We start from the raw sequence: 18,345 nt of genomic DNA, 5'->3' as shown, positions 1-18,345 counted from the left end.
GGGGGGGGGGGGCCGGCCGGGGAGACCCGCCCCCCCCCCCCCCCCCCCCCCCCGTGGGGGGCCCCCCCCCCCGTCGTGCCTTTCTGATTTCTGGGGCGGAACCTCTGGGGGGGGGGGGGGCCCCGAAGGGGCCCCCCCCCTCGCCGTATCCGGGCACCGCTCGTGCCCGATCTCACGCCCTTTTCGACAGCCGCGCTGGTCCGAGGCGGGCAAGCGGAGAGTCGAACGGGCACACACGGGCAGTATCGGGCGCGCAACAGACCTGGTCAGTGCCGCGTACCCGCTGTACAACTTCCTCCAAGGGCCTCACCGGGCCCGAACGGGCAATGAAGCGCGTAGCACGGAGGCAGGTGTCGGCCATGAGCATCAGGACGGCAGAGGAACGCCAGCGGGAGATCGTCCAGGTCGCCCGCGCCAGCGGCTCGGTCGACGTCACCGCGCTCGCCGCCGAACTGGGCGTGGCCAAGGAGACCGTACGACGGGATCTGCGCGCCCTGGAGGACCACGGCCTTGTCCGCCGCACACACGGCGGCGCGTATCCCGTGGAGAGCGCCGGTTTCGAGACGACGCTCGCCTTCCGTGCCACCAGCCATGTCCCCGAGAAGCGACGTATCGCGGCCGCCGCGGCCGAGCTGCTCGGGGACGCCGAGACCGTCTTCGTCGACGAGGGGTTCACCCCGCAGCTCATCGCCGAGGCGCTCCCCCGGGACCGGCCGCTGACCGTGGTCACCGCGTCCCTGCCGGTCGCCGGCACGCTCGCCGAGGCCGAGGACATCTCGGTGCTGCTCCTCGGCGGCCGGGTCCGCTCCGGCACCCTCGCCACCGTCGACCACTGGACGACGAAGATGCTCGCCGGCTTCGTCATCGACCTCGCCTACATCGGCGCCAACGGCATCTCCCGCGAACACGGTCTGACCACCCCCGACCCCGCGGTCAGCGAGGTCAAGGCGCAGGCCGTGCGCGCCTCCCGGCGCACCGTGTTCGCGGGCGTGCACACCAAGTTCGGGGCGGTCAGCTTCTGCCGGTTCGCGGAGGTCGGCGCACTGGAGGCGATCGTCACCAGCACACTGCTCCCGACGGCCGAGGCCCATCGCTACTCACTGCTGGGGCCGCAGGTCATCCGGGTCTAGTCATCCAGGTCCAATCATCCGGGTCCAATCATCCGGGTCTGAAAATCCAACGCACCTCCTGTAGGGCGCTCTCACGCCCGGCAACACCCCTTATCTCCCCATATATTCAGGAGCGATCCATGCGAACCCAGAGCCGTCGGAGGCCGCGAGCCACACTCGCCGCGGTCGCCGCAGGGACGCTGCTCGCCCCGCTGCTCACCGGCTGCTGGGTCGGCGCGGGCGGGGCCGGATCGGGCGGCAACTCGATCAACGTCCTCATGGTGAACAACCCGCAGATGGTGGAGCTCCAGAAGCTCACCGCCGCGCACTTCACCAAGGAGACCGGCATCAAGGTGAACTTCACCGTCCTGCCCGAGAACGACGTCCGCGACAAGATCAGCCAGGACTTCGCCAACCAGGCGGGCCAGTACGACGTGGCGACCCTGTCCAACTACGAGATTCCGATCTACGCCCGCAACGACTGGCTGCACGAGATGGACTCCTACGTCGCCAAGGACCCGGCGTACGACGAACAGGACGTCCTCAAGCCGATGCGCCAGTCCCTCACCGCCGACGACGGCAAGCTCTACGGCCAGCCCTTCTACGGCGAGTCGTCCTTCCTGATGTACCGCAAGGACGTGTTCGAGAAGGAGGGCCTGACCATGCCCGCCCACCCCACCTGGACCCAGGTGGCGGACCTCGCCGCGAAACTCGACGGCGCCGAGTCGGGGATGAAGGGCATCTGTCTGCGCGGCCTGCCCGGCTGGGGCGAGGTCATGGCACCGCTCACCACGGTCGTGAACACCTTCGGCGGTACCTGGTTCGACAAGGACTGGAAGGCCCGGCTCGACTCCCCCGAGTGGGAGAAGGCCGTGAAGTTCTACGTCGACCTCGTCCGCGACCACGGCGAGTCCGGCGCCCCCCAGTCCGGCTTCGCCGAGTGCCTGAACAACATGACCCAGGGCAAGGTCGCCATGTGGTACGACGCCACCTCCGCGGCCGGCTCCCTGGAGTCCGCCGACTCCCCGGTCAAGGGCAAGGTCGGCTACGCCCCCGCCCCGGTCGAGAAGACCGAGTCCTCCGGCTGGCTCTACACCTGGGCCTGGGGCATCCAGGACGCCTCCCGCAACCCCGACAACGCCTGGAAGTTCGTGTCCTGGGCGTCCAGCAAGCAGTACGAGCAGCTGGTCGGCGACGAGATCGGCTGGTCCAACGTGCCCGCCGGCAAGCGCGCGTCGACGTACGAGAACGCCGACTACCGCCAGGAGGCGGCCGCCTTCCAGGAGATGACCAAGGAGGCCATCGAAGGCGCACGGCCCACCGACCCGGGAGTGCAGCCGCGCCCCGCGCCCGGCATCCAGTTCGTCGGCATCCCCGAGTTCACCGACCTCGGCACCAAGGTCTCCCAGGAGATCAGCGCGGCCATCGCCGGACGCCAGTCCGTCGACTCGGCCCTGGAGAAGTCCCAGCAGCTCGCCGAGAAGATCTCCGAGGAGTACGAGGGACGATGACCGCCACGACCACCGCTCCGATCTCCGCACCATCCGTCCGCGCCGTGAAGCGCCCCTCGGGCCGCATGCGCGCCTGGGCCACCCGCGCCCCCCTCCTCCCCGCCCTGATCTTCATGATCGTCGTGACCCAGCTGCCGTTCGTGGCCACGCTGGTGATCTCGTTCTTCGACTGGAACTCGCTCTACCCCGACGCCCGCGAGTTCACCGGCTTCGGCAACTACTCCGAAGTCCTCACCGACGCCGACCTGCGCCGCTCGGTGTGGACCACGGTCCTGCTCACCGTGGCCGTGGTCCTGGCCAGCCTCGTCCTCGGCCTGGTCCTGGCGCTGCTCCTGGACCGGAAGTTCAAGGGCCGGGGACTGGTCCGCACCCTGCTGATCGCCCCGTTCCTGGTGGTCCCGGTGGCCGCCGCGCTGCTCTGGAAGCACGTCCTCTACAACCCCGAATACGGCCTGTTCAACGGCCTGTTGCACTACGTCGGCGGCCCACAACCGGACTGGATCTCCAACACACCGCTCCTCGCGGTCGAGGCCGCCCTGGTCTGGCAGTGGACCCCGTTCATGATGCTAATCCTGCTGGCGGGCCTACAGAGCCGCGACCAGCAGCAGATGGAGGCCGCGCGGGTGGACGGCGCGAGCGACTGGCAGATCTTCCGCTATCTGACGCTCCCGCACCTGCGCCGGTACCTGGAGCTGGGCGCCCTGCTGGGCTCGATCTACATCGTCCAGAACTTCGACGCGGTCTTCACGATCACCTCGGGCGGCCTGGGCACCGCGAACCTCCCGTACACCGTCTACCAGAGCTTCTACCAGGCCCACGAGAACGGCCTCGCCTCGGCCGCGGGCGTCCTGGTGGTCATCGGCTCGATCATCATCGCGACCTTCGCCCTGCGCGTCGTGTCGTCCCTGTTCCGCGAGGAGGTGGGCCGCGCATGAGCGACATCGCCGTACGCATCCGCAAGCGCAAGGGCGTAAGCCTGGGCCTGGTGGCCTGGCTGGCCGGCATCGTCTTCTTCCTGCCCATCGCCTGGATGGCGCTGACGTCCTTCCACTCGGAGGAGGACGCGGCGACCAACCCACCGTCCTTCGGGGCCGCCCTCACCCTGGACGGCTACCGCGAGTTCTTCGGCACGGGCGGCGGCGCCAGCCCCTGGCCGTCCCTGATCAACTCGACCGTGGCATCGGTGGCATCGACGCTGTTCGTACTCCTCCTGGCCCTGCCGGCGGCGTACGCCCTGTCGATCCGCCCGGTGAAGAAGTGGACGGACGTCCTGTTCTTCTTCCTGTCCACGAAGATGCTGCCGGTAGTGGCAGGCCTCCTGCCCATCTACCTGTTCGCGAAGAACACGGACATGCTGGACAACATCTGGCTGCTGGTCATCCTCTACACCTCCATGAACCTGCCGATCGCGGTGTGGATGATGCAGTCGTTCCTGTCCGAGGTCCCGGTGGAGGTCATCGAGGCGGCAAGGGTGGACGGAGCGAACCTGCCGACCATCCTCGCGCGCGTGGTGGCCCCCATCGCCCTCCCCGGCATCGCCGCGACCTCACTGATCTGTTTCATCTTCAGCTGGAACGAACTGCTCTTCGCGCGGGTGCTGACCGGCGTCGTAGCCGAAACAGCCCCCGTCTTCCTGACCGGCTTCATCACCAGCCAGGGCCTGTTCCTGGCCAAGGTGTGCGCCGCGTCGCTCGTGATCTCCCTGCCGGTGCTCGCCGCGGGGTTCGCCGCCCAGGACAAGCTGGTCCAGGGCCTGTCGTTGGGAGCCGTGAAATGAAGGCCGCCGTCATCGAGTCCGTGGGCCGGGCCGTCGTCGCCGAGGTCCCCGACCCGACGCCGGGCCCCCGCCAGGTCGTCGTCGAGGTCGCCGCCTGCGGCCTCTGCGGCACCGATCTCCACATCCTCCAGGGCGAGTTCGCGCCCAAGCTGCCGATCGTGCCCGGGCACGAGTTCGCGGGCGAGGTGGTAGGGGTCGGCACGCAGGTCACGGAGTTGTCGGTGGGCGACAGGGTGGCGGTCGACCCCTCGTTGTACTGCTACGAGTGCCGCTACTGCCGTACGGGCCACAACAACCTCTGCGAGCGCTGGGCGGCGATCGGCGTGACCACGGCCGGCGGCGCGGCACGTTACGCGGTCGCTCCGGTGGCGAACTGCGTACGGCTCCCCGAACACGTCCGCACCCAGGACGCGGCACTGGTGGAACCCCTGTCCTGCGCGGTCCGGGGCTACGACGTCCTCCAGTCCCGCCTCGGCGCCCACGTCCTGATCTACGGCTCCGGCACGATGGGCCTGATGATGCTGGAGCTCGCCAAGCGGACCGGCGCGGCGAGCGTGGACGTGGTCGACCTCAACCCCACCCGCCTGGAAACGGCTCGCAGCCTGGGCGTCTCGGGCTCCGCCGCGAACCCCGACGAACTCGACCGGCCCCAGGGCTGGGACCTCGTCATCGACGCGACCGGTAACGCGGCGGCGATCCAGGACGGTCTGGACCGGGTGGCGAAGGCGGGCACGTTCCTACAGTTCGGGGTGGCGGACTACGCGACGCGCGTGACGATCGACCCGTACCGCATCTACAACCAGGAGATCACCATCACCGGCTCCATGGCGGTCCTCCACAGCTTCGAGCGCGCGGCGGAGTTGTTCGCGACCGGGGTTCTCGACCCCGACGTCTTCATCAGCGACCGGATCCCGCTGGACCGGTACCCGGAGGCATTGGACCAGTTCGCATCGGGAGTCGGCCGCAAGATCGTGGTCGTCCCGTAGACCTCTCTCGCCCCCGCCGCCCCTACCCGTCCCGTCCCTGGGGGCTGCGCCCCCAGACCCCCGCTTTGTCCTCAAACGCCGGACGGGCTGAGTAAGTCAGCCCCTCCGGCGTTTGAGGAGCGGGGTCGAAGGGGCGGAGCCCCTTCAGGACGGGACGGGTAGGGGCGGCGGGGGCGAAAACCGCTGGGCCGCGGCAGCGCACGCCCGTACCATCCCGACCATGCCGAAACCCCAAGGTTTCCACTACGAGGACCGCCCCGACGGCACAGTCGTGATCACGCACGCGGGCCGCCAGGCAACCACCCTGCGCGGCTCCCGGGCGGACCGCTTCCGCGACGAGGTCAAGACGGCCGACCCCCAACTCGTCATGGCCCGCTGGACCGGAAACTACAAGCGCGGCAACGAACGCACGGCCCGCAACCACCCCCGCAACCGTCACTGAACCCACTCAGCCAATTGGCCCCCGGGTAAGGGAACGGTAAAACGCCCTCGCTCGTTCACCGGGCATGACAGCTATGACCCCCGGCTCGAACATCCCTCTCTCCACCGCGCGCGTGACGGTGGACGTCGCCGCCCCGGTGCGGCTCGACGTATCGGGCCTGCTGCTCACCGCCGACGGCAAGGTGCGCTCGGACGACGACTTCATCTTCTACAACCAGCCCAGCGGCCCCGGCGTGACGTACCGCTCGGGCGGCGGCACCGCCCCCGACGCGATCACCGTCGACACCGCCGCGCTCCCCCCGGGCATCGAGAAGATCGTGGTCACGGCGAGCCCGGACGCCGCCGGCCAGACCTTCCAGGGCGTTGAACCCACGGCCACGATCCGCAACGCGACCGACAACAACGTCCTGGCCACCTTCACGCCCCCGCAGCTCGGCTCCGAGACGGCCCTGGTGGTCGTGGAGATCTATCTGCGCAACGGCGCATGGAAGGCCCGCGCGGTCGGCCAGGGATACTCCAACGGCCTGGCCGGCATCGCCACCGACTTCGGCGTCAGCGTGGAGGAACCGGCCCCGGCCGCCCCCGTGGCCCCGCCGCAGCCCACCATGCAGCCCCCGGTCACCCCGCCGGCCCCACCCATGTCCACGCCCCCGGCGCCCCAGGCGCCCGCCGCTCCACCGGCCCCGCCCGCGCCTCCCGCACCCGGCGCCGGAAAGATCAACCTCGACAAGGGCCGGGTCAGCCTCCAGAAGAACCAGACCGTGTCCCTCGTCAAGGGCGGCCGCCCGCTGCTCTCCCAGGTCAAGATGGGCCTCGGCTGGGAGCCGGCGTACCGCGGCAAGGACATCGACCTGGACGCGTCGGTCATCGCGTACGGCCCGCAGCGCAACCACATCGACAGCTGCTACTTCGGCAAGCTGTCCATCCTGAACGGCGCGATCAAGCACTCCGGCGACAACCTCACGGGCGAGGGCGGAGGAGACGACGAGACCATCGTCGTCGACCTCGGCCGCATCCCCCAGGACGCCACCGGCCTGGTCTTCACCGTCAACTCCTTCTCCGGCCAGAAGTTCACCGAGGTCGCCAAGGCCTACTGCCGCCTCCTGGACGCGGCGACCGGCGAGGAGCTGGTCCGCTTCGACCTGACCACCGCCGAGCCGCAGACCGGCGTACTGATGGCGAAGATGATCCGCCAGTTCTCCGGCGAGTGGGAGATGACGGCGATGGGCGACTTCGTCAAGTCCCGCACGGTACGGGGCATGGTGAAGCCGGCGGCCCAGTCGCTGTAGGAATCGCTACGATTCGCAGGGCGCCCCCGCCCGCGGGGGCGCCCTGCGATCAACGCCTTTTCCAGCCCTGCAATCAGGGAGCCCGCCATGCCCACCCCGCCTGCATCAGGCCTTCGTGACATCCTGGCCCGCTATCAGCAAGCGATGTTGGACATGTCCGCGGACGACCTGGCGGACCTGTACGCGGTCGACGGCGTCCACGAATTCCCATTCACCGCCCCTGGCATGCCCCCACGCTTCCAGGGCAGCGAAGAGGTCCGGGCCGGCTATCGGGCGGCCTGGGGCGGGAGCCCGGCGCAGCCGCGAGAGATCCACGACGTCGTCGTGCACGAGAGCACCGACCCTGAGGTGATCGTCGTGGAGCAGACCGTCAGCGGGACCCTGACCACGACCGGCCGGTCCTTCTCCGTCCCGGGACTCCTCGTCATCCGGGTCCGCGACGACCTGATCGTGCACGTCCGCGACTACATGGACGGTCTCGGCCTGGCCCGCGCGATGGGCCGCGCCTAGAACAGGGCGCTGTACGCGTTGAGGGCGGGTTGTCCGCCGAGGTGGGCGTAGAGCACGGTGGAATCAGGGCCGATCTCCCCGCGCTGGACCAGGTCGATCATCCCGGCCATCGACTTGCCCTCGTACACGGGGTCGGTGACCATCCCCTCGGTCCGGGCGGCGAGCCGCATCGCCGCGAGCGTCGTCTCATCGGGAATCCCGTACGTGCCCGCGTGGTACCGGTCGTCCAGCTCGACGTCCACTTCCGTCAACTCCTTCTGTACGCCGATGAGTTGCCCGGTGCCCTGCGCGATGCGCGCGATCTGCTCCCGGGTGCGGACGGGCGCGGCCGAGGCGTCGACGCCGATCACGCGCCGCTGCCGTCCGCCCGCCTCCTCCAGCGCACGGAACCCGGCGACCATGCCGGCCTGCGTCGACCCGGTCACCGAGCACACGATCACGGTGTCGAAGAAGACCCCCGACTCCCGCTCCTGCTCGGCGACTTCATACGCCCACCCGGCGAAGCCGAGGCCGCCGAGCGGGTGGTCGGAGGCACCGGCGGGGATGGCGTACGGCGTGCCGCCCGCCTCCTCCACCTCGCGCAGCGCCTGCTCCCAGCTCTCCTTGAAGCCGATCCCGAACCCGGCCCGCACGAGCCGTACGTCCGCGCCGGCGAGGCGGCTGATGAGGATGTTGCCGACCTTGTCGTAGACGGAGTCGGGCCACTCCACCCAACTCTCCTGCACGAGCACGCACTTGAGCCCGGCGCGGGCGGCGCAGGCGGCGACCTGACGGGTGTGGTTCGACTGCACCCCGCCGATCGAGACGAGCGTGTCGCAGCCCTTCGCGAGGGCGTCGGCGACCAGGTACTCCAGCTTGCGGGTCTTGTTGCCGCCGTATGCGATACCGGAGTTGCAGTCCTCGCGCTTGGCCCAGAGGGAGGCACCGCCGAGATGCTCGGTGAGCCGCTCCAGCCGGTGCACGGGCGAGGGGCCGAGGAGAAGGGGGTAACGCTCGTACGAGGAGAGGGACATGGAGCCTCCTTGGCTCAGTCGGGGTCGGCCAGGTCCACGAGGGTGCGCCAGATTTCCGCGGTGACGCGGACCGCGCCGTCCACGTCTGCGTCGGCGCAGGCCGCGATCAGCCGTTCGTGCAGGCCGGGCGAACTACAGGTGCCGCCTTCGCCGAAGCGGCGTCGCTCCAGCCGGCGGATGAGGGGCGTGTAGCGGGCGGCGGTGGCGGCGGCCGCGCGGTTGCCGCTGACCCGGACGAGGACGTCGTGCAGGTCGTCGTCGGCACGCAGTGCGGTGTCGACGTCGCCGGCACGGACGGCGGCCGCGAACCGCTCGTTGGCGGCACTCATCGTCACGATGTCCGCGGCGAGCAGACGGGGCACCGCGACCCGGGTGACCAGCTCGTGCATGGCTCCGACGACCGCCGCCGCGTCCCGTACGTCGGCCGCGACGACCGGGGTCACCCGTGTGTAGCTCTGCGGCTTGCTCTCCAGCAGCCCCTCGTCCACCAGCCGCGAGAACGCCTCCCGCACCGGCGCCCGGGACAGCCCCAGCCGCTCGGCGAACTCGGCGTCCCGCACGACCGCGCCGGGCTCGATGTCACCGGCGACGATGGCATCCCGGATCGCTTCGTAGGCACGGTCCCGGAGCAGGGTGCGCTGTATGGCCTCCATGAACTGAAATGTTAGATGTCAGTCGCGGTGACAGGCAAGGGTGTGACCCGCACCGTAGTGCGGGTCACACCCGGGAATTACTTCTTCTGCCGCTTCCAGGGGCCGGTGATGGCCAGCATGATGCCCGGCGTCTGGATGTTGGCGTAAAGGATCTTGCCGTCGGGCGAGAACGTGACGCCGGTGAACTCGCTGTACTCGGGCTCGTCTTCGGTGCCCAGGTTCAGTTCGTTGCGGGCGATCGGGTAGGTGCGGCCGCTGTCGGTGGCGCCGAACAGGTGCTGGATGCCGTTGCCGTCCTCGGCGATGATCAGGCCGCCGTACGGGGAGACGGTGATGTTGTCGGGGCTGTCGAAGGCGCCTTCCTTGGAGGGGTCGGCGTTGACGCCGAGCAGGACCTTCAGGGTGAGGGTGCGGCGCTTGGGGTCGTAGAACCAGACCTGGCCGTCGTGCGGCGTGCCGGGGCTTTCGGCGCGGGCGTACGAGGAGACGATGTAGGCGCCGCCGTCGCCCCACCACATGCCCTCGAGCTTGCGGCAGCGGGTGATCTGGGCGTCGGTGAACTGCTTGCGCGTGGGCGTGGTCTTCGCGTCGCGGTCGGGAACCTCGATCCAGTCGACGCCGAAGACCGTGCCGATCTTGGTGGCGCGGGAGAGGTCGTCGATGAACTTGCCGCCGGAGTCGAAGCACTTGGCGGCCTGGAGCTCGCCCGCGTCGTCGGCGAGGTTGCGCAGCTTGCCGCGGCCGTGGCGGAAGCCGTCCTCCGGGACCCAGCGGTAGAGCAGGCCGTTGGGGTTGGAAGCGTCCTCGGTGAGGTAGGCGTGGCCGCGCTTGGGGTCGATGACGACGGCCTCGTGGGCGTACCGGCCGAGCGCCTTGATGGGCTTGGGGCTCTTGTTGGCGCGGCGGTCGGCGGGGTCGACCTCGAAGACGTAGCCGTGGTCCTTGGTCATGCCGTTGGAGCCGGCCTTGTCCTCGGTCTCCTCGCAGGTGAGCCAGGTGTCCCAAGGCGTGCTGCCGCCGGCGCAGTTGGTCGCGGTGCCGGCGATGCCGACCCACTCGGCGATGCTGCCGTCGGGGCGCACCTCGACGACCGTGCAGCCGCCGCCGGCGGCCGGGTCGTAGACGAGGCCCTCGGTGAGCGGGACCGGGTACGGCACCTTGGTGCGCGGGCCGCCGATCTCGTGGTTGTTGACCAGCAGGGTCGTACCGCGCGGGCCGTCGAAGGTGGCCGTGCCGTCGTGGTTGGACGGGGTGGACTCACCCGACTCCAACTTGGTCTTGCCGCTGTAGGTGATGACGCGGTACTTGAAGCCGGCGGGCAGCGCGAGGAGGCCATCGGGGTCGGCGATCAGCGGCCCGTACCCGACACGACCGGGCGAGAGCGCCGCCTCCGTACCCTCGCTGTCGATGTCGGTGGCGGCGAGGGCGTTCGGGGCGGTGGCGAGAGCGCCGACACTGCCCGCGAGCGCAACACCGGCGCCGGTGATCGCGGAGTTTCTGGCGAAGTCCCTACGGGTGAGCGACATGCTTACTCCTGTGACGGTGGGTATGCCGTGGAGGGTGGCGGACCTCGGTATGCGGGCGCCACGCTCTCGCTCACGTCTGAACGGCAGTTGAACTCCGGGAATCCCCAGAACGCACGCTTCCACGAACGCCGACAGGGGCGCGGGGCTGTGTCGATATGCGGCTCCGCCGCGTGGGCGCGAACAACCACAACGGACCCGCACCCGCAACACACGCTCAACCCCCTTGCTGCGACCGCGCCTTGAACGCCGCCTTCCGCGCCTCCTTGGCGACCCGCTTGTCCGGATGCAGCCGCCCCATCGCCTCCAGCACATCCGCGGTCGCCGGATGCTCCACCCGCCAGGCCGCCGTGAAGAAGCCGCCGTGCTGTTCGGCGAGCCCTTCCACCAGCCCTCGCAGCTCCTCGGAGTTGCCCTCGGCCGCCAGTTGCGCGGCCACCGTGTCGATGGTCAGCCAGAACACCATGGCCTCGGACGGCGCGGGGACGTCCGGCGCCCCGTGCTCGGTGAGCCAGACCCGGGCCAGCCCGCCCAGCTCCGCGTCGTCGAGCACCTCCCGCAGCGCGGGCCCGGCCTCCGGACCGACCAGCGACAGCGCCTGCTGGCAGCGCAGCCTCCGCAGCGGCGCCCCCGCGTCCGACCCGCGCGCCGCGGCCAGCAACTCCCGTGCCGCGGCGAGGGGTTCGCGGCGGGCCAGCCACTGCTCGGTCTCGGCCTGTGCGGCGGCCGGCGGGAAGGTGGACGTCCCGTCGAGCAGCGCGTCCGCGCCCTTGTCCGCGAGGTCGCCGACGGCCGGCGCCTCGAACCCGGCCTCCAGCAGTCGCGCCCGCAGCCCGTAGAGCCCGAGCGGCGTCAGCCGGACCATGCCGTAGCGGGAGACGTCGGTGTCGTCGATCGGCGACGCGGGCTCCTCGTCGGCGTCGGCCATGAGCGCCTCGTCGACCGGCTGGAACTCGACGAGGCCGACCGGCGCCAGCAGCCGGAACTGGTCGTCGAGGCGCATCATCGCGTCGGAGACCTGTTCCAGGACGTCGTTGGTGGGCTCGCCCATGTCGCTGGGCACGATCATGGACGCGGCCAGTGCGGGCAGCGGCACCGGCCCGTCGCCCGGACCGTCCTCGCTGACCGTCAGCAGGTACAGGTTCCCCAGCACGCCGTCGAGGAACTCCGCCTCCGCCTCCGGGTTCCAGTCGAGGGAGGAGAAATCGATGCCGCCGCCCTCGTCCACCGCCTCGACCAGGTCGTCGATGTCCGGCACGCTCGCATCCGCCAGCACCGTCTCCAGCGCCGCGAGCCAGACCGCGAGCACGTCGTGCGGCGAACCGCCGGTGAGCAGCGCGAGGTCCTCACCCGCCGCGACCCTGCCCTCCTCCTCGTCGACGACCTCGACGAGTCCGGTGTCGACGGCGACCCGCCAGGCCTCACTGGCGTAGGCAGCGGCGTCGTCGCCGGTCAGCCCGAGGGCCTCGGCGGCCGTGGGCAGCTGTTCCTCTACGAGTCCACCGCCCGCGTCGACCCGGGTGCCGGGCCCGGCCCAGCGGGCGAGCCGTGCGGCCCGGGACAGCAACGGCGTGGACAGCGCGTCCCGCGCCAGCTCCGCTTCGGGGTGCAGCCGCACCGGCGGCAAGGGGGAGCTGTCTGACATCGGTTGGTTCTCCTCGGGCACGTCCTACCACTCAGACGCTCAGCCTAGACGGATTTCCACCCATGCCGCCCGGTTCATCTCCCGGTCAGGCCGTGTACATGGCTGGAACCTTGACAACTGGCGTGATCAGGCAGGAGATTGACGCGCGTAGAAACAGAGGGGGACAACTGTTCACTCTTTTCTACGCGCGTCATCCGCGCGTCAATCGCGCCTCAAGCGTCACCCTCGCTCCACCCTCGTCCCGGCGCCCACGTACGTCCCCGGAGGGATCCCTTGCCGAGCAAGAGTTCCGCGCGTCTCGCCGCGCTCACTGTCGCCGCCGTCTGTTCCGCGGCGTCCACGATCGTCCTCACCTCGCCCGCACACGCGGACTCGGTGCGCGTCCATGACATCCAGGGCAGCACCCGGATATCCCCGTACGCCGGAAAGACGGTCACGGACGTGGCCGGAATCGTCACCGGCGTGCGCGCCTACGGCTCGTCCAGAGGTTTCTGGATCCAGGATCCGAGCCCGGACGACAACCCGGCCACCAGTGAGGGCGTCTTCGTCTTCACCAGCTCCGCCCCGAAGGTCGCCGTCGGCGACTCGGTCACGGTGTCGGGCACGGTCTCGGAGTACGTCCCCGGCGGCACGTCGTCCGGCAACCAGTCGCTCACCGAGATCACGAAGCCGACGGTGACCGTGGTCTCCAGCGGCAACGCGGTCCCGGCCGCGGCCGGGATCGGCGCAAAATCGGTGCCCGCCGCCTACGCCCCGGCCGGCGACACCGCCGCGAACGGTTCGGTCAACGGCCTGACGCTTCAGCCGGCGACGTACGCCCTTGACTACTACGAGTCCCTGGAGGGCATGAACGTCCAGGTCTCCGACACCCGCGTGGTCGGCGCCACCGACCCGTACACCGAGCTGTGGGTGACGGTGAAGCCGCGCGAGAACGCCAATCGACACGGCGGCACGGTCTACGGCTCGTACACCTCGCAGAACACCGGCCGCCTCCAGATCCAGTCGCTCGGCGCGGTCGCCGACTTCCCGGTCGCGAACGTGGGTGACACCCTCACCGGCACCACCGCGGGACCGCTGGACTACAACCAGTTCGGCGGTTACACGCTCGTCGCGAGCGAGATCGGCACGCTGAAGAGCGGCGGCCTGGAGCGGGAGACGACCCGCAAGCAGTCCCGGAGCGAGCTCGCGGTGGCGACGTACAACGTCGAGAACCTCGACCCGTCGGACTCCTCCTTCGAGGAGCACGCGGCCGCGATCGTGGACAACCTCCAGTCGCCCGACATCCTGTCCCTGGAGGAGATCCAGGACAACAACGGCGCGACCAACGACGGCACGGTCGCCGCCGACCAGACGGTGCAGAAGCTGATCGACGCGATCACCGCCGCGGGCGGGCCGACGTACGACTGGCGCTCCATCGACCCGGCCAACAACACGGACGGCGGCGAGCCGGGCGGCAACATCCGTCAGGTGTTCCTGTTCAATCCGGAGCGGGTCTCCTTCACCGACCGTGCGGGCGGCGACGCCACCACCGCCGTCGGCGTCACCAAGGTCAACGGCAAGGCCCAGCTGACCGCCTCCCCCGGCCGTGTCGACCCGGCGAACACGGCCTGGGCGAACAGCCGCAAGCCGCTGGCCGGCGAGTTCGTGTTCCGTGGCAAGACGGTCTTCCTGATCGCCAACCACTTCAACTCCAAGGGTGGCGACCAGGGTCTGACCGCGCAGTACCAGCCCCCGGCCCGCAGCTCGGAGACCCAGCGCCACGCCCAGGCGACGGCGGTGAACGCCTTCGTCAAGGAGATCCTGGCCAAGCAGAAGAACGCGGACGTCATCACGCTCGGCGACATCAACGACTTCGAGTTCTCCGACACCACCAAGATCCTGGAGAGCGACGGCGCGCTGTGGTCGGCGATCAAGTCGCTGCCGAAGAGCGAGCGTTACACCTACGACTACCAGGGCAACAGCCAGGTCCTCGACCAGATCCTGGTCTCCCCGTCGATCCGCAACAGCTGCGACTTCACGTACGACAGCGTGCACATCAACGCGGAGTTCAACGACCAGATCAGCGACCACGACCCGCAGGTGCTGCGGTTCAGGCCGTAGCCTTCATCGGTCAACTGGGCTGGCTGAACACACCGTTCAGCCAGCCCTGCCATTCGGTCTCGCACTCCTTGATATCGGCGCCGGGCGTGAAGTCGTGCAGCGAGATGCCGACCGGGTAGCCCCAGTGGTTGCGCCCGAAGACACGGGTGAGGCCCCGGTCGGTACGCAGCCCGATGAAGTACGGATTGCGGAAGTCGACCACGGCGTCGAACTCGTCCGGTCCGCTGACCCTGACCTGCGTCCCGGCGGCCACGTCCGCCCCGACGCCGAGCGCCCGCCCGACGGCTTCCAGGGCGTCCGCGGCCTTCGACGCCTCAGGTCCGTCGAAGGTCGCGAAGGCGGCCGGCCGGGGTGCGAAGTGGGTGAGGTACTCGCGCAGGGTGTGCAGGTAGAAGTCGGTGTGCTTGGCGGCGCCGTCGTACTGGTTGTCCCAGTCGTCGACGAAGATGCCACTGTGCACGTACCGCACCCAGGCCCGCCGCCCCTCGTCACGCGGCTCGATGGTGTATTCGAGCTGGTTGAGGGTCTGTTCGGAGATGCCGTCGACGTCCTCGACGCGGTTGGTGTACCGGTGCGGCGGGTCCCAGGCGGTGATCTTGGACCCGAACGGGCCCTTGCCGCCGACCCGGGGCTCGGGCGGGTCCATCGGCCACAGATACCCGCCGGTTCCGGTGGTGATCGCCGCCCACACCTCCTCCGGAGTGGCGTCGACCTCAAACTCGCGGGCGATCTCGAATTCCTTGGACATCTTCTCGGCCATGGTGGGCTCCTGGCTATTCCAACTCGGTCTTCTTGACGGTGGGATGGACGGCGACGACGATCCGGTGATCCCGTCCGCCTTCGGCATCGGGCGCGTCGTACTTGCGAATGAGCGCACTGACGCCGGCCGTCAACTCCTGGATGAACGCGGACCGTTCGGCGGCGGAGGCGAAACGCACCTCGCCGTCGAGCGCGTAAGTGGCAAGCCCTTTACGGGCCTTCGCCGCGCCGGTGATCAGCTGCCCGACGTCCCGGACGAGCCGGGCGCCGAGCGCCAGCAGCCAGCGCGCGGACAGCTGGTCCCGGAAGCGGTCCGGGTCGGGCTGCACGGAGGCGAGCGCGAGCGGCGAGATGACGTACGACGCCGCCGTCGCGCGCATCAGCCGCTCCGTGACGTTGCCCTTGCGGCGCTCTCCGGCCAGCTCGACCAGGCCGTGCCGCTCCAGCGCCTTGAGGTGGTAGTTCACCTTCTGCCGGGGCAGTCCGACCTTGCCGGCCAGCATGGCGGCCGACGCGGGTCCGGCCGCCAGCTCGGCGAGCAGCCGGGCCCTGATGGGGTCCAGGGAGACGGCTGCGGCCTCGGGGTCCTCGATCACGGTCACGTCCAACATGGATCCACTGTCCCACCGACAACTTTTTTTGTCCAGGAGGGTGGAGTGTTCGGTGAGGGCCGCTGAAGGGTCAGTCGGGGACGAGGCCGAGGGCGTGGTCGTAGCGGCCGACCGTGCTCCCCTTCAGCCCCGGCCAGCTCTGGACGCGCGCCCACTGAGCCGTCGCCGAGCCGATCCCGCCGCCCGGCGCGGCCAGAGCGTCGATGTGTGCCTGGGCGCTCTCCCACTCGGCGTAGTTGAGGACCCGGGTGCCATCGGTGCTCAGGTGGAAGTGGGCGGAAATGCCGCCGGGGCGCGGGTGCGCCTCGCTCTCCAGCGCCTCGAAGACCGCGTCCACCCAGGCGCGCTGCCGGTCGGGGTCGGGTCCCTCGAATTCGACGTCGACGATCACGATGCATCCCGGGATGCGCGTGTCGCCGTCACGAACGCCACTGCGGTAGTGCCGGTACCGGCCGAGGTCCAACCGCTCGACGCCCGGCACGGCGGTGTCGATCTCGTCGTCGCGCTCCTGCCGGTGAACCTTCACGAAGGCCTCGTACGCCTGCTCGCTCGCCCACTGCGAGTAGTGCATCAGGGTGGCGCCGTCATGCCCGGTGTAGACGTGGTACCCGAGCAGGTCGGACGCGGGCCACGGGCGGCGTTCCCAGGTGTCCGCGATCGCCTCTACGGCCTTCCGCTGCCGCTCGGGCGTCCCCACCCGCCAGGTACTGAAGAAGGGCGCTGCGACCTCCGGGCGCGTGAGGTCGGGGTGGTCGTCGGTACGGCGGGTCATGTCGGCCTCCGCTGATCGCTGGGCGATGTCTGTGCCGACCACTCTCCGACCTCAACCAAACTTCAGGTCAAGCCCGTTCTCGTCCCGCACCACCGTCTTCCCCCATGAACATTCGAGGCGCATCCATGAGCATGATCGGCCGACTGATGACCATGACCGCGCACTCGGGCAGAGGCGAGGAGGACACGGTGCATGTCACCGAGGTCTGGCGGGACGACGCGAGTGCACAGGCGGCACTCGCCTCTCCGCCGACGCTCCGTCCCCCGCGGACGTCCTCGCGCTGCTGTCGTCCCCGCCGCGGCGCACGGATCTCACCGTCCTGGGCGGAGTGGGGCTGCCCGCGGCGGACGACCGGATCTGACGCGGCTCAGTGGTGGCCGTTGTGCCGCCGCCGCAGCAGCCCCGCCGCGACGACCGCACCGGCCGCGGCGCCGGCGATGACCACCGGCCGGGGGTGCCGCAGGCCGGCCTGGACGACGTTCGCGACGGGGCGCGGGACGTTGTGCTCCACGGTGTGACCGGCCTGGGTGGCGGTGCTGCGCAACTGCACGGTCATCGCGCCGGCCTTGTCCTTGAGGTCGGCGGCGCGGGTCTTCAGGTCGGCCCTGTCGGCCAACTCCTCGACGGTACGACCGAGTCGGCTCGCGGTGTGTTCGAGCTGCTGCCGCAGCTCATCGGGCCCCTTGGCCCCGCCGCCCGTCCGCTCCGGTGCTGTCCTGTCCGTCATCGGTGTGCCCCTTCCCGGGTGATAGCCCTGTTCGGAACGCCCGGGTACCCGCGCCGGCCCCCCGCTACCCCTTCCCGCGCTCGCCGAGGCGGGCCAGCTGGGTCTGGAACCAGTCGAGGCGGGCCTGCAACAGGGCGGCCTCCGCGACGAGTTCGGGCACATCGAGGCCGGCCGCCGACATCGTCGTAGCGCCGCTCCCCGCGATCACGCGCAGCCGCTCCCCGGCCAGTCGCGCGAACCCGGCGAGCGACACGGACTGGCGGGCGCGCACACAGCCCGCGCAGGAGGGGGCGAGGGCGCGCCAGCCCGGCCTGCCCCAGCCGGCGTCGGCGAGGGCCGCCGCGACGGCACCGCACGCACAGGGTCCGACCGTCGCGATGCGCACCCGCTGCCGCGCATACCGGAAGCCGCGCTCGAACCGGATGTAGGCGCCCAGGACGGAGACCTCCAGCAGCACGGCCGCGCGGTTCTCGGCGGTGGTGAGCAGCGCCTCGGCCGCCGTACGGTCGTGCACGCAGTGGAAGCCGCAGTCGCAGCGGCGGTGCGGCGCACGGTGCCGCAGTCCGTAGACGCACCGAGCCTCGTCGAGGACCCCGTACGGCAGCGCACCACCCAGCGACACACCGGTGAAGCCGGCCCGGGTGCCGTCCTGGGACAGCACCGGGTGGGCGATCTTGTATCCGGTCGGCGGCTCCGTCGGGCGTTCCTCCGGAAGCCGCAGCCTCATCGGGCGGCCGGTACCTCTTCGGGCGCGGACGCCTCGACTTCCCTGATCTCCTCGGGGAGTTCGAGTTCTTCGTCGTGGCTGCGCGGCTGCTCCTCCGCGACGCCGGTGGCGAGTGCTTTGCCGAGCTTCATGACGCCTCCCAGGACCCTGCACGTCGGTTGACCGTCTGGGCCATGGTGACCCATGAGGGGC

The 18,345-nt window shown here is 70.2% G+C and carries 19 protein-coding genes; 9 read left to right on the top strand and 10 right to left on the bottom strand.

Annotated elements, in window-relative coordinates:
• The first annotated feature begins 359 nt into the window (after positions 1–359).
• The 8 genes from KCH87_RS20485 (at position 360) to KCH87_RS20450 (ending at position 7,623) form a co-directional block, all read left to right on the top strand.
• Positions 360–1,130, top strand: a complete 771-nt coding sequence (locus tag KCH87_RS20485) for a DeoR/GlpR family DNA-binding transcription regulator (protein WP_210587617.1) — start codon at positions 360–362, stop codon at positions 1,128–1,130.
• 119 nt (positions 1,131–1,249) lie between these two features.
• Positions 1,250–2,620 carry a sugar ABC transporter substrate-binding protein gene (locus tag KCH87_RS20480; RefSeq protein WP_210587616.1) on the top strand — a complete coding sequence of 457 codons (1,371 nt, stop codon included), beginning with the start codon at positions 1,250–1,252 and terminating at the stop codon, positions 2,618–2,620.
• Positions 2,617–3,555, top strand: a complete 939-nt coding sequence (locus tag KCH87_RS20475) for a carbohydrate ABC transporter permease (protein WP_210587615.1) — start codon at positions 2,617–2,619, stop codon at positions 3,553–3,555. Before KCH87_RS20480 ends, KCH87_RS20475 begins: the two co-directional genes overlap by 4 nt.
• The gene (locus tag KCH87_RS20470; RefSeq protein ID WP_210587614.1) at positions 3,552–4,397 is read left to right on the top strand and encodes a carbohydrate ABC transporter permease; all 846 of its coding nucleotides are present in this window, start codon (positions 3,552–3,554) and stop codon (positions 4,395–4,397) included. The genes KCH87_RS20475 and KCH87_RS20470 overlap by 4 nt, the downstream gene beginning before the upstream one ends.
• Complete coding sequence (locus KCH87_RS20465; protein ID WP_210587613.1) at positions 4,394–5,383, top strand: zinc-dependent alcohol dehydrogenase family protein; 990 nt, start codon at positions 4,394–4,396, stop codon at positions 5,381–5,383. The genes KCH87_RS20470 and KCH87_RS20465 overlap by 4 nt, the downstream gene beginning before the upstream one ends.
• 220 nt (positions 5,384–5,603) lie before the next feature.
• Positions 5,604–5,825, top strand: coding sequence for a hypothetical protein (locus KCH87_RS20460; protein ID WP_210587612.1), 222 nt, complete (start codon positions 5,604–5,606; stop codon positions 5,823–5,825).
• A gap of 73 nt (positions 5,826–5,898) precedes the next feature.
• Positions 5,899–7,113 (top strand): TerD family protein, encoded by a 1,215-nt coding sequence (locus tag KCH87_RS20455; protein WP_210587632.1) that lies wholly within the window; start codon positions 5,899–5,901, stop codon positions 7,111–7,113.
• A gap of 87 nt (positions 7,114–7,200) precedes the next feature.
• A complete protein-coding gene (locus KCH87_RS20450; protein ID WP_210587611.1) occupies positions 7,201–7,623 on the top strand; it encodes a nuclear transport factor 2 family protein in 423 nt (140 codons plus the stop codon).
• On the opposite strand, the gene KCH87_RS20445 is transcribed toward KCH87_RS20450, so the two are convergent.
• The 4 genes from KCH87_RS20445 to KCH87_RS20430 form a co-directional block, all read right to left on the bottom strand.
• Positions 7,620–8,636 carry a 1-aminocyclopropane-1-carboxylate deaminase gene (locus tag KCH87_RS20445; protein ID WP_210587610.1) on the bottom strand — a complete coding sequence of 339 codons (1,017 nt, stop codon included), beginning with the start codon at positions 8,634–8,636 and terminating at the stop codon, positions 7,620–7,622. The genes KCH87_RS20450 and KCH87_RS20445 overlap by 4 nt on opposite strands.
• 14 nt (positions 8,637–8,650) lie before the next feature.
• On the bottom strand, positions 8,651–9,289 hold the full coding sequence (locus KCH87_RS20440) for a GntR family transcriptional regulator (RefSeq protein ID WP_210587609.1): 639 nt from the start codon (positions 9,287–9,289) through the stop codon (positions 8,651–8,653).
• A gap of 77 nt (positions 9,290–9,366) precedes the next feature.
• Complete coding sequence (locus tag KCH87_RS20435; RefSeq protein WP_210587608.1) at positions 9,367–10,815, bottom strand: alkaline phosphatase PhoX; 1,449 nt, start codon at positions 10,813–10,815, stop codon at positions 9,367–9,369.
• A gap of 214 nt (positions 10,816–11,029) precedes the next feature.
• Positions 11,030–12,457: a hypothetical protein gene (locus KCH87_RS20430; protein ID WP_210587607.1), complete on the bottom strand. Its 1,428-nt coding sequence runs from the start codon at positions 12,455–12,457 to the stop codon at positions 11,030–11,032.
• 273 nt (positions 12,458–12,730) lie between these two features.
• Here KCH87_RS20430 and KCH87_RS20425 point away from each other — a divergent pair, with 273 nt between their 5' ends.
• A complete protein-coding gene (locus KCH87_RS20425; RefSeq protein ID WP_210587606.1) occupies positions 12,731–14,557 on the top strand; it encodes an endonuclease/exonuclease/phosphatase family protein in 1,827 nt (608 codons plus the stop codon).
• A 10-nt stretch (positions 14,558–14,567) separates the two neighbouring features.
• Here KCH87_RS20425 and KCH87_RS20420 read toward each other — a convergent pair whose 3' ends face one another.
• The 6 genes from KCH87_RS20420 to KCH87_RS50085 form a co-directional block, all read right to left on the bottom strand.
• Positions 14,568–15,305, bottom strand: coding sequence for an SRPBCC domain-containing protein (locus tag KCH87_RS20420; RefSeq protein ID WP_210587631.1), 738 nt, complete (start codon positions 15,303–15,305; stop codon positions 14,568–14,570).
• A 25-nt stretch (positions 15,306–15,330) separates the two neighbouring features.
• Positions 15,331–15,927 carry a helix-turn-helix domain-containing protein gene (locus KCH87_RS20415; RefSeq protein WP_210587605.1) on the bottom strand — a complete coding sequence of 199 codons (597 nt, stop codon included), beginning with the start codon at positions 15,925–15,927 and terminating at the stop codon, positions 15,331–15,333.
• A gap of 70 nt (positions 15,928–15,997) precedes the next feature.
• Complete coding sequence (locus tag KCH87_RS20410) at positions 15,998–16,699, bottom strand: antibiotic biosynthesis monooxygenase (RefSeq protein WP_210587604.1); 702 nt, start codon at positions 16,697–16,699, stop codon at positions 15,998–16,000.
• Positions 16,700–17,066: 367 nt separating this feature from the next.
• Positions 17,067–17,426, bottom strand: a complete 360-nt coding sequence (locus KCH87_RS20405; RefSeq protein WP_210587603.1) for a DUF3618 domain-containing protein — start codon at positions 17,424–17,426, stop codon at positions 17,067–17,069.
• A gap of 64 nt (positions 17,427–17,490) precedes the next feature.
• Complete coding sequence (locus KCH87_RS20400) at positions 17,491–18,153, bottom strand: hypothetical protein (RefSeq protein ID WP_210587602.1); 663 nt, start codon at positions 18,151–18,153, stop codon at positions 17,491–17,493.
• Positions 18,150–18,284 (bottom strand): hypothetical protein, encoded by a 135-nt coding sequence (locus KCH87_RS50085; protein ID WP_282612963.1) that lies wholly within the window; start codon positions 18,282–18,284, stop codon positions 18,150–18,152. The genes KCH87_RS20400 and KCH87_RS50085 overlap by 4 nt, the downstream gene beginning before the upstream one ends.
• Positions 18,285–18,345: the final 61 nt, after the last annotated feature.

This window comes from Streptomyces sp. GESEQ-35, from assembly GCF_017948485.1.
GTDB lineage: Bacteria > Actinomycetota > Actinomycetes > Streptomycetales > Streptomycetaceae > Streptomyces.
This window is presented reverse-complemented; position numbering and strand designations above follow the sequence as displayed.

What these genes read in the sequence shown, in the direction of transcription:
- KCH87_RS20400 (WP_210587602.1), bottom strand. Translation starts at nt 18,153, where the DNA reads ATGAGGCTGCGGCTTCCGGAGGAACGCCCGACGGAGCCGCCGACCGGA.
- KCH87_RS20460 (WP_210587612.1), top strand. Translation starts at nt 5,604, where the DNA reads ATGCCGAAACCCCAAGGTTTCCACTACGAGGACCGCCCCGACGGCACA.
- KCH87_RS50085 (WP_282612963.1), bottom strand. Translation starts at nt 18,284, where the DNA reads ATGAAGCTCGGCAAAGCACTCGCCACCGGCGTCGCGGAGGAGCAGCCG.
- KCH87_RS20475 (WP_210587615.1), top strand. Translation starts at nt 2,617, where the DNA reads ATGACCGCCACGACCACCGCTCCGATCTCCGCACCATCCGTCCGCGCC.
- KCH87_RS20435 (WP_210587608.1), bottom strand. Translation starts at nt 10,815, where the DNA reads ATGTCGCTCACCCGTAGGGACTTCGCCAGAAACTCCGCGATCACCGGC.
- KCH87_RS20430 (WP_210587607.1), bottom strand. Translation starts at nt 12,457, where the DNA reads ATGTCAGACAGCTCCCCCTTGCCGCCGGTGCGGCTGCACCCCGAAGCG.
- KCH87_RS20415 (WP_210587605.1), bottom strand. Translation starts at nt 15,927, where the DNA reads ATGTTGGACGTGACCGTGATCGAGGACCCCGAGGCCGCAGCCGTCTCC.
- KCH87_RS20410 (WP_210587604.1), bottom strand. Translation starts at nt 16,699, where the DNA reads ATGACCCGCCGTACCGACGACCACCCCGACCTCACGCGCCCGGAGGTC.
- KCH87_RS20455 (WP_210587632.1), top strand. Translation starts at nt 5,899, where the DNA reads ATGACCCCCGGCTCGAACATCCCTCTCTCCACCGCGCGCGTGACGGTG.
- KCH87_RS20465 (WP_210587613.1), top strand. Translation starts at nt 4,394, where the DNA reads ATGAAGGCCGCCGTCATCGAGTCCGTGGGCCGGGCCGTCGTCGCCGAG.
- KCH87_RS20485 (WP_210587617.1), top strand. Translation starts at nt 360, where the DNA reads ATGAGCATCAGGACGGCAGAGGAACGCCAGCGGGAGATCGTCCAGGTC.
- KCH87_RS20480 (WP_210587616.1), top strand. Translation starts at nt 1,250, where the DNA reads ATGCGAACCCAGAGCCGTCGGAGGCCGCGAGCCACACTCGCCGCGGTC.
- KCH87_RS20445 (WP_210587610.1), bottom strand. Translation starts at nt 8,636, where the DNA reads ATGTCCCTCTCCTCGTACGAGCGTTACCCCCTTCTCCTCGGCCCCTCG.
- KCH87_RS20420 (WP_210587631.1), bottom strand. Translation starts at nt 15,305, where the DNA reads ATGTCCAAGGAATTCGAGATCGCCCGCGAGTTTGAGGTCGACGCCACT.
- KCH87_RS20405 (WP_210587603.1), bottom strand. Translation starts at nt 17,426, where the DNA reads ATGACGGACAGGACAGCACCGGAGCGGACGGGCGGCGGGGCCAAGGGG.
- KCH87_RS20450 (WP_210587611.1), top strand. Translation starts at nt 7,201, where the DNA reads ATGCCCACCCCGCCTGCATCAGGCCTTCGTGACATCCTGGCCCGCTAT.
- KCH87_RS20440 (WP_210587609.1), bottom strand. Translation starts at nt 9,289, where the DNA reads ATGGAGGCCATACAGCGCACCCTGCTCCGGGACCGTGCCTACGAAGCG.
- KCH87_RS20470 (WP_210587614.1), top strand. Translation starts at nt 3,552, where the DNA reads ATGAGCGACATCGCCGTACGCATCCGCAAGCGCAAGGGCGTAAGCCTG.